Source organism: Asticcacaulis biprosthecium C19, from assembly GCF_000204015.1.
Classification (GTDB): Bacteria; Pseudomonadota; Alphaproteobacteria; order Caulobacterales; family Caulobacteraceae; genus Asticcacaulis; species Asticcacaulis biprosthecius.
This window is the reverse complement of sequence record NZ_GL883077.1, coordinates 1,094,507-1,104,353: the sequence shown is the minus strand read 5'-3', so window position 1 is coordinate 1,104,353 and position 9,847 is coordinate 1,094,507. Positions and strand designations below refer to the sequence as shown.

The 9,847-nt window shown below is 62.2% G+C and carries 6 protein-coding genes; 2 read left to right on the top strand and 4 right to left on the bottom strand.

Going from position 1 to position 9,847, the window contains the following annotated elements:
* Window positions 1–32: 32 nt before the first annotated feature.
* From mraY to ABI_RS05450, 4 genes are all read right to left on the bottom strand, one after another.
* Entirely contained in the window at window positions 33–1,148 is a 1,116-nt protein-coding gene (gene mraY / locus ABI_RS05465; protein WP_006271858.1) for a phospho-N-acetylmuramoyl-pentapeptide-transferase, read from the bottom strand.
* A 283-nt stretch (window positions 1,149–1,431) separates the two neighbouring features.
* Complete coding sequence (locus ABI_RS05460; RefSeq protein WP_040308953.1) at window positions 1,432–2,814, bottom strand: UDP-N-acetylmuramoyl-tripeptide--D-alanyl-D-alanine ligase; 1,383 nt, start codon at window positions 2,812–2,814, stop codon at window positions 1,432–1,434.
* Window positions 2,815–2,871: 57 nt separating this feature from the next.
* Entirely contained in the window at window positions 2,872–3,186 is a 315-nt protein-coding gene (gene rhaM, locus ABI_RS05455) for an L-rhamnose mutarotase (protein WP_006271856.1), read from the bottom strand.
* 166 nt (window positions 3,187–3,352) lie between these two features.
* Window positions 3,353–4,498, bottom strand: coding sequence for a rhamnogalacturonan acetylesterase (locus ABI_RS05450; protein ID WP_157138708.1), 1,146 nt, complete (start codon window positions 4,496–4,498; stop codon window positions 3,353–3,355).
* Between the two features lie 219 nt (window positions 4,499–4,717).
* Here ABI_RS05450 and ABI_RS05445 point away from each other — a divergent pair, with 219 nt between their 5' ends.
* Together ABI_RS05445 and bglB are read left to right on the top strand one after the other, a co-directional pair.
* Window positions 4,718–8,683: a beta-galactosidase gene (locus ABI_RS05445; protein WP_006271854.1), complete on the top strand. Its 3,966-nt coding sequence runs from the start codon at window positions 4,718–4,720 to the stop codon at window positions 8,681–8,683.
* Window positions 8,684–8,693: 10 nt separating this feature from the next.
* Window positions 8,694–9,815 carry a beta-galactosidase BglB gene (gene bglB, locus ABI_RS05440; protein WP_006271853.1) on the top strand — a complete coding sequence of 374 codons (1,122 nt, stop codon included), beginning with the start codon at window positions 8,694–8,696 and terminating at the stop codon, window positions 9,813–9,815.
* Window positions 9,816–9,847 lie beyond the last annotated feature (32 nt).

Sequence of the window (9,847 nt, the reverse complement as noted above, 5' to 3'; positions counted from 1 at the left end):
GATTTCTACCCTGACGACGACAATTTTGCGTCTTATCTGATTTTCAGGGTAGCCAGACCAACCATGGCCAACATGGCGGCGACGATCCAGAAGCGGATGACAACGGTCGATTCCGCCCAGCCCAGCTTTTCGAAATGGTGGTGGATCGGCGCCATCAGGAAGACCCGCTTCTTGGTCAGCTTGAAATAGCCGATCTGGATCATGACCGACAGGGCTTCCATGACGAACAGTCCGCCGATGATGGCCAGGACGATCTCGTGCTTGATGGCCACGGCGGCTGCACCCAGACCGCCGCCCAGGGCTAGCGACCCGGTATCGCCCATGAAGATCTTGGCCGGCGGGGCATTGTACCACAAAAAGCCCATGCCACCGCCGATGATAGCGGCGCAGATCACGGCCACTTCACCGGCACCCGGCACGAAGTGGATGATCAGGTAGTTGGCGAAGTTGAAATTGCCGACCAGGTAGGCGATCAGCGCGAAGGCGCCGGCGGCAATCATCACCGGCACGATGGCCAGTCCGTCCAGGCCATCGGTCATGTTGACGGCGTTGGAGGCACCGACGATGACAAAGGCGCCCCAGGCGAGGTAGAACAGGCCCAGATTGAACATGAAGTTCTTGGCGATCGGGAAGGTCAGGGTGGTGTTCAGACCCGGCAGGGCGTCGGGATGCTGGGGCGCCAGATAGACCAGGGCGGCAACGGCGGCCACCGCGATCAGGCCCTGAACGATCAGCTTTTGCGGGCCTGACAGGCCGGCTGACGTCTGCTTGGTCACCTTGGCGTAATCGTCGATAAAACCGAGCAGGCCGTAGGCCATGGTGACACCGAACACCACCCAGGCGCCGACCGAACGCAGGTCAACCCACAACACAGTGCCGACGGCGATGCCGGCCAGGATCATCAGCCCGCCCATGGTGGGCGTGCCCTTCTTGGTCAGGAGGTGGCTCTGCGGGCCGTCCTCGCGGATAGGCTGCCCCTTGCCCTGCTTGGCGCGCATCCAGCGGATGAAGCGCGAGCCCATGGCAACAGCGACAATCATGGCGGTGATCATGGCCAGGAAGATGCGCACCGTCTGATATTTCATCAGATTGATCAGCGGCCAGTGCTCGCCCGATGCCGCAAAGTGCTCATACAGCAGATAAAACATTCAACGCCTTTGTGAACGCCGTCTAAGAGCGGCTTGTTGCGACTCACTATCCCCCGGTGCGTCGTTTGACACCCCTTATCGCACAGGGGCCTTGGGCTCAAGCGCGGCGTGAGGCGGCATCCGCAAAACGCTGTGAATCCCCTCTCCCCGTTCTTCACAGTAAGAGGTTAGGGTGAGGGGCGGGGCGTCTTCGGCGTGCTCAGTCCTTGAAAGGCCCCTCACCCGATCGCCCACGCTCCGCTCGGTTCTCGTCCTCTCCCCGCACGCGGGGAGAGGTATTTTACTACCCCGCCAGCAGCGCCTTGGCGATCAAGCCAGCCTTGGAGCCGTTCGAACCCTTCAGCATGACCACGTCGCCGGCCTGCAAACCTTCGGTGACCGCCGCCAGTAGATCAGCAGCCGTCGCGGCATAACCGCCCTTCAGGCCGCTCGGCAATGCGTCCCACAGGTGCTTCATCAACGGCCCGGCGAGATAGACCCGGTCGACACCCGACGCCACCACGGCCTCGGCCAGGCCGGCATGTTGGTCGGCCTCGTCGACCCCCAGTTCAAGCATGTCCGTCAGCACCGCCACCTTGCGGCCGGCGGTTTCGCGCTGGCCCAGGCTGGCCAGGGTCGCGGTCATCGACACGGGATTGGCATTATAGCTCTCGTCAATGATGGTCAGTTCGCCGCCCTTGAACGGTTTGGTGATCACCCGGCCGCGGCCCTCCAGGGTGGCGAAGGATTCCAGCGCTAGAAGCGAGGTGTCGAGATCGACATCCAGCGCCTCCAGCATTAGCAGTGCGGCCAGGGCATTGACGGCCTGGTGGCGGCCCGTGTGGGACAACGAAAATACGATATCACGGCCATGGAATCGCGCTGCGACCGAAGCGCGATCACCATTGACACGATGTTCAATCAGTTGCGCATCGACCCCACCGGCTTCACCGAAGGCCGCAACCAGGGCACCCGAGCCGCGCGCCTTGGTACTGAGATGGTCGAACCAGCGGTTGTCGGCATTGAGGATGGCCAGGCCGCCCGGCACCAGGCCGTCGAAAATCTCAGCCTTCGCGGCGGCCACTCCGGCCTCGCCATCGGGGAAGTTCTCGGTATGAACGGCGCCGACCGTAGTGATGACCACGGCGTGCGGGGCGACGAATTCCGACAGGGGTGTGATCTCGTCGGCATGGTTCATGCCGATCTCGAACACGGCGCGTTCGGTGTCGGCCGGCATCCGCGCCAGGGTTAGCGGCACGCCGATGTGGTTGTTGAAGCTCTTGATCGCCGAGTGGGCGCGGCCGGCCTGTTGCAGGCCCTGCATCACCATCTGGGTGACGCTGGTCTTGCCAACGCTGCCGGTGACGCCGCCCCGGCGGGTTTGGGGGGCGCGGTTGCGGGCGAATACGGCGATGTCTTCGAGCGCCTTTTGAACATCGGGGACCAGCAGGCAGGCGCCGCCCTCGATCGGTCGGCGGGTGACGGCCAGGACGGCACCGGACGCGAAAGCCTGCGCTACGAAATCGTGACCGTCGCGCGCACCTTGCAGCGCCAGGAAGATGTCGCCGGGCTGAAGGGCGCGACTGTCGAAATTGATGCCACTGGCTTCGGCGATGTTACCGACTCCGGTCAGGGTACCGCCCGTGGCCTTGGCCAGTTCATCAAAGGTCCACAGCAGGCGAGTCATCAGCGTCTCCATTTCGAAGCGTCATTAAGCGCGTGCCTTGTTCGAAGGCAAGCGGCTTTACGCCATGTAGAAGACGGATTTCAGCGGGGTTACGACCGGCGAGTTGTCCGGGTTGGTGTCCATGATGTCGGCCATATAGGCCCACCATGTCTTCATCAGCGGCGTATCGGGCAGGTCGTCCATGGTGTGGTTTTCGGTGCGTTTGAGCACGCCGAACAGGGTCAAACTCTTTTCGTCGAGGAAGATCGAATAGTCGGAAACGCCTGCCTGATGCAGCAGGTCCGACAACTCCGGCCATATCTCGTCGTGGCGTTTTTGGTACTCGGCTTCGAAGCCTGGCTTGAGTTGCATGGTGAAGGCGATGGTTTCCATGGGAATTTCCTGAAGGTTTGAGGAAAGATACCCCTCCACCGCTTCGCGGTCCCCCTCCCCATAAAATGGGGAGGAGAAATAAGCATTTGCCGGCTTCGCCTTTCTTCTCCTCCCTACGAAGTGGGGAGGGGGACCGCGAAGCGGTGGAGGGGTATTCTTACTTACTTTACGGCACCGGCTCAGCCGCCTGTTTCGGTTGTTCCGGGGTACGCATCAGCGGCCAATCCGCGGCGCTGATCTCAAAAGCTTCAGGCTCAGGCGCACAGTCCGGCGCATCGATCGCCAAGCCCAGGTCCAGTGTCTTCAGCTCGCCCGCCGCCAGACAGGCCATCGCCCAGGCGCCATAGGCATTGTGGTGGGTCTTGTCCTGACCGCGGTTGCCAAACGCCAAAGCCGACCGTTCGGGTCCGAGTTGTTCGTAAAACGAAGTCGACAGCGCCGTCAGGTCGATCACCGGCACGCCCAGCATTCTCGCCGTGTCGCGCACAGCGGCATCATAACCTTCATGCGTATTCCTGATCTTGCCGTTCTCAAAGAACCGCCGCGCGACTGGAGTCACCAACACCGGCGTGGCGCCGCGCTGGCGCACCTCCGCGACAAAGGCTGCCAGGTACGCGCCATAGGCCCCGTCTGCGCCGAGATAGGTTCGCTGCCACTGCTTCTTTTCGTCGTTATGGCCGAACTGGATGATGACGATGTCGCCGGCGCGCGTCTCGCTCAGCAGCTTGTCCCATCGCAGCGAGGTGACGAACGACTTCATGGTCTCCCCGCCGCGGGCATGGTTGGCCACCACCACCTCGCCGCCGACAAAGCGCGGCAGCATCTGCCCCCACGATGCAAAATCCGAACCCGCCTGGTCGGACACCGTGCTGTCGCCGGCCAGCAGCACGCGCCGGACCTGGACAGGTTCGAGCTTCAACGCCAGCAGCGCCTTGTCCGGGCCCGACGCCGAAATCGTCAGCATGTCGTCCCAGTTGCGACCACCAGACTCATCGCCGCGCAGGCCGACTCGCGGCGCACGTGTCGCGTCCTGTTCAGCATTGGCCATGATCGCGTTACGGACATTGACGATAAAGCTGACCTCGCGTGTCTGCCCCGCCGGCACCACGATCGGCCCTGCAACCAGGCGACGGTCCTCGGCCCAAAGCGTCGTCCGTCCCGCACCGACGGCCGCCGTCACCCGGTAATCGCCGGGCGGGGCGGCGACGGCAAAGGCGACTTCATTGCCGTTCGCGATCGAGACATAACCCTGCCCTTTTGCCGCGTCATAGGCTGGGCGTTCGTTCGGCGATAGCGTAAAGCTTTGCGTCATGACGGGAGTCTGGCTGCAGGCCGCCGACGCTGCAAGGGCAAAGGCGCATACCGCAACCGAAATCCCAAAAGTTTGATTGTTTTTGATCACGGAGGCCTGAATTTGCGCTCGATTGTGACGTATAATGATATTTATTCATTGATCTTACGGGCTGTCAATGCCAAGTTGCTGGCAAGACCGGCCTCACAAAAGGCTGGCGATTCCGCTCAGGTGAGGTGCATGCAAACCCGTTCCGGCCGTCCGATGCGCAAGGTCCTGCTGCTGGGCGCGGCGGTTGGCGGATTGTTGTCGGCCCCGGCCTGGGCACAACAGACCGGCGACGCCGTCATGGACAGTTTCGGCCTGACCTCACAGAACGAGCGCAAGACGCAAGGCGCAGACAACGCGCAAGCGGCCGCGCCCGTTGTCAGCCGGCGCAGCGACACAACCTTCCTGATGTCGGCCTTCGACGCCACGTCCCAGGACCGGATGAGCCTCTACGAGTCCTATGACGGCATCGAATTCACCACGCTGAACATGGACGCCTACAGGCCGGCGAAGGGTTTGCTGCGCGATCCCTCACTGCTCCATGCCGACGACGGCTACTACTATATCGTCTACACCACGGCGTGGGACGGCAACCGCATGGGCGTGGCGCGCAGCAAGGATCTCAAGACCTGGGACCATGTCGGCGACGCCGAAGTCGCCCTGCCCGGTGTCACCAATACCTGGGCGCCGGAATGGTACCGCGACAAGGACGGCAGCATCTACGTTGTGGTGTCCCTGTCGAAGGGCGGAACCAAGGGGCCGTTCGGCGCCCACCTGATCAAGGCCGTCGACCTGGCCACGGCGAAGTTCGACACGCCCGTGCCGATGGAAGGCCTCCAAGGCAACTATATCGACACCTTCACAATTCCCTGGGGCGAGACCTATGTCGCCGTTACCAAAAACGAGACCACCAAAACCCTGGAACTGGTCTCCGCCGACAAGCTGACCGGACCGTGGAAGGTCTTGCGGCGCGGTAACTGGGCCGGTTGGCGCGACTGGATCGAAGGCCCCGCCCTGGTGTCGATCAAGGACAAGGACGGCAAGCCCGGTTTTCGTATCTATTTCGACGACTACCTGACCAAGCGCTACTGGTATTCCGACAGTTTTGACTGGATGAAAACCTGGACCCCGCGCAAGGAACTGGGCGGCGTTTCCGGCGCCGTGCGTCATTTCACCGTCCTGGCCGAACCCACCACCACCGTCGAGGCTACCACCGCACCCGCAATCAAGGGCAAGCAGGTTACCTGGGACAAGCACTCATTGATGATCGATGGTGAGCGCGTCATGATCTGGGCCGGTGAGTTCCATCCCTTCCGCCTGCCCTCGCCGTCGCTGTGGCGCGACGTGCTGCAAAAGATGAAGGCGACCGGCTATAACGGCGTCGCCTTATACATGGACTGGGGCTACCATTCGTCCATGCCGGGTCAGTACGACTTTTCCGGCATTCGCGACATCGAGCGCGCCATCGAGATGGCCGAAGAGCTCGATATGTATGTCATCATCCGTCCGGGCCCCTATGTGAACGCCGAGCTGACCATGGGCGGCTTCCCCGGCTACCTGGCGCGGCAGAAGGCCCTGGCCCGCACCGACGATCCTGAATACCTGAAGGACGTCGACCAGTGGATGACCCAGATCAACGCCATCGTCGAACGCCACCAGATCACCAACGGCAGCGGCAAGGTCATCCTGTACCAGATCGAAAACGAGCTGGGCCTGACCACCCCGACGCACCAGCGTTACATGCAGCACCTGTATGACAAGGCCAAGGCAGACGGCATTACCGTGCCGATCTTCCACAACGCCCAGTCGCGCCTGCCCAACTGGACCCCGAAGACGTCATCGACGCCGTGGTCGGTGCCGGGGCCGGTCGATATCTACGCCTTCGACGGTTATCCCGGCGGCGGCTGCACCAATACCCGCGAGATAGGCAAGCCGAACAAGGTGCCCAACTGGGGCATGTATGCCGAGATTCCACAAGGCGTGACCGCGCCCGACCCCAAGAATCCTGTCAAGATTGGCGCTCTGACCTCGCCCAACACACCGGGCTTCGCGGCTGAAATCGGCGGCGGCTGGTTCGACTTCTGGGGCAGTATCGGCACCTATGACTGCACGTCGAAGCGCATCGGATCGGAGTACGTCAAGACCTTCTTCGGCTCCAGCCTGATCAACGGCCTGTCGATCCATTCGATCTACATGGCGTTTGGCGGCACGTCGTGGGGCTGGACCCCAGCCAGTGTCGTCTACACGTCGTACGACTATGGCGCCGGCATCGACGAAGCCCGCGGCCTTCGCGACAAACAATATACCCTGAAACAGATGGGTCAGTTCGTCCAGTCGGCCGAGCCGCTGCTGGCGGCCATGGACAAGGCGCCGGTTCTGGCCTCGTCCTCGCCCAAGGTGAAACTGTACCACAATCGTTCCCCCAAGGGACATGGTGACCTGATCTTCGCCATCCATGAGCCGACTGACGAGTTCGGCGACGATCCGTTCAGCTTCGACCTGACCACGGACGACGGCACCTTCCGCGTGCCGCAGCAGGGCACCTTGCGCCTGCAAGGCCAGGACGCCAAGCTGCTGGTCGCCGACTATGCCCTGGAACGCCAGCACGTCGTCTATTCGACGTCGCAATTGCAGACCCACCTGGGCCAGGGTGACCGCGATATCGCGCTATTCTACGGCCCGCGCGGCGAGGATGGCGAGACAGTTTTGCGCTTCAAAAAGAAGCCCAAGGTCACCATCCTGAGCGGCGACGTCACGGTCACCTGGGATGCGAAAACCAAGGATATCCGACTCAACTACGTCCATGCGGCGATGAACCGGGTTCGCATCGAAACCGGCGCCAACGAACGCCTGGAACTGCTGCTGGCCGAAGACGAGGTCGCCAAGACCTTCTGGCGCCAGGACACCCCGGACGGCCCGGTGCTGGAACGCAGCAACGCCCTGATCCGCACAGCGCGCTTCGAGAATGGCGCCCTGCACCTGACCGGCGATACCGACAAGGAAAGTACAATCGAGATCTGGGCACCGAAACCGGTCCAGACCCTGACCTTCAACGGCCAGCCCGCACAATTCCAGACCATGGAGGGCGCCTTGTGGACGACCGGCCTGGCAGGCCCCGCCGAGGTTGCCCTGCCCGACCTGATGAGCCTGCCATGGTTGCGGCGCAAGGATTCGCCTGAAGCCGATCCGCGTTTCGACGACAGCCGGTGGCGGGTCGCGGATCTCAAGGAGTCGGCCGCCACCATGGAAACCCAACCCCCTCCGGGTGCGCCGGTTCTGGCCATGAGCGATTACGGCTTCCACCATGGCGACGTCTGGTATCGCGGCAAGTTCAAGGTCAAGGGCCAGTCGCCGGAGACGCTGAACTTCACCTGGAACGGCGGTCCGGCCGGCGTGGCCCAGATATGGATCGACGGCCGCTTCATCGGCGAGCGTGACGGCAATGCCGGCGAAGCACGCCCGAAAACGACGATGAAGTCGCACCTCTATATCCCCAAGCTGAAACCCGGCGAACATACGATCTCTGTCATGGTGCGCAATAATGCGCACAACTGGGACCTGGGCGCCGACGACGAACACAAGGAAGCCCGCGGCCTGATCTCGGTCGAGCTTGGCAAACTTCCCATTTCCTGGAAGATCCAGGGCAATAAGGGCGGCGAATTCATCTCCGACCTGGTGCGTGGACCGATGAACAACGGCGGCCTGTATGGTGAGCGCGAGGGCTGGTATCTGCCGGTTGCTCCGTTCGCCGATACCACCGGTTGGGAGGCCGCCTCGGTCGACGACGATCCGCCGGCGCCCGGCACCTACTGGCTGCGCAGCACCTTCAAACTGGACCTGCCGAAGGACCACGACACCCAGGTCGGCCTGGTCATAGGCGATCCGGACATCCAGCGCACCACCAACCGAACGCGCATCCTGATCTTCGTCAATGGCTGGCATGTCGGCAACTTCATCGCCCATGTCGGTCCGCAAAAGACCTTCATCCTGCCGCCCGGCATCCTCAATGCCAATGGCGACAACACCCTGACGTTCGCGGTCACCACCGATGGCAAGCCGCAGAACGCGCCCGAACCCGTGAAGCTGGTCGTGCTGCGCAATGTCCGCGGCGGCGTGCCGGTCGACCCCGTCCCTCAACCCAGTAAAAACCAGAGATAGGCTGACTCAGATGTCCTTGCTTGCCCACCATGTTGCTTCGCTCGGCGCCACCCGCGCCGACTATGATGACGCCATTCGCCGGCTGATCCACAACCTGGTCAATATCAAGGACGAAACCGGTCAGTTCCTGTTGCACCTGGACGACGGCCGCGTCATCGACACCAAGGGCTGGGCCGGCTGGGAATGGACCCACGGGGTGGGCCTCTACGGCATCTACAAGCATTGGGAGGTTTCGGGTGACGAAGCCGCCTGGGACATCATGGTCGACTGGTTCGAGGCGCGCTTCAAGGAAGGCACGCCGTCGAAGAACATCAACACCATGGCGCCGTTCCTGACCCTGGCCTATCTCTATGAGCGCACCGGCAACACCACCTACCTGCCCTATCTCGACATCTGGGCCGAGTGGCTGATGGACGGCCTGCCGCGCACCGAGGAAAACGGCTTCCAGCACATCGTCTTCAACTCGGTCAATAACCAGCAGATGTGGGACGACACCCTGATGATGTCGGTCCTGCCGCTGGCCAAGATCGGCCTGCTGCTGGATCGCCCGCACTATGTCGAGGAAGCCAAGCGGCAGTTCATGCTGCACATCAAATATCTGACCGATCGCAAGTCGGGTCTGTGGTTCCACGGCTGGACCTTCGATGGCCGCCACAACTTCGCCAATGCCCTGTGGGCGCGCGGCAATTCGTGGGTGACGATCGCCATTCCGGAGTTCATCGAACTGCTGGAACTGGAAAAGGAGGACGGCCTGCGCCTGTTCCTGGTCGAGACCCTTGAAGCTCAGATCAAGGCCCTGGCGCAGTACCAGGCGCCGTCGGGCCTGTGGCGGACTATCTTGGACGACGAGACGTCCTACGAAGAAGCGTCGGCTTCGGCCGGTTTCGCCTTCGGCATTCTGAAGGCGGTCCGCAAGGGCTATATCAACAAGTCGTACGAAGCCATGGGCATCAAGGCGGTCAAGGCGGTGCGCGGCCATATCTCAGACGACGGCGAGTTGCAGCAGACCTCGTTCGGTACGCCGGTGTTCAACACCATCCAGGAATACAAGGATATCCCTCTGACCAGCATGCCGTATGGCCAGTCGATGGCTCTGCTGGCCCTGGGTGAATTTACGCATAGGTTTATATAGGGCGTCTCGTTTTTTTCCCTCTCCCCACCTGA

Excerpts from the sequence above, each read along its gene's own strand:
- mraY (WP_006271858.1), bottom strand. The coding sequence starts at position 1,148 with ATGTTTTATCTGCTGTATGAGCACTTTGCGGCATCGGGCGAGCACTGG.
- ABI_RS05460 (WP_040308953.1), bottom strand. The coding sequence starts at position 2,814 with ATGACTCGCCTGCTGTGGACCTTTGATGAACTGGCCAAGGCCACGGGC.
- rhaM (WP_006271856.1), bottom strand. The coding sequence starts at position 3,186 with ATGGAAACCATCGCCTTCACCATGCAACTCAAGCCAGGCTTCGAAGCC.
- ABI_RS05450 (WP_157138708.1), bottom strand. The coding sequence starts at position 4,498 with ATGACGCAAAGCTTTACGCTATCGCCGAACGAACGCCCAGCCTATGAC.
- ABI_RS05445 (WP_006271854.1), top strand. The coding sequence starts at position 4,718 with ATGCAAACCCGTTCCGGCCGTCCGATGCGCAAGGTCCTGCTGCTGGGC.
- bglB (WP_006271853.1), top strand. The coding sequence starts at position 8,694 with ATGTCCTTGCTTGCCCACCATGTTGCTTCGCTCGGCGCCACCCGCGCC.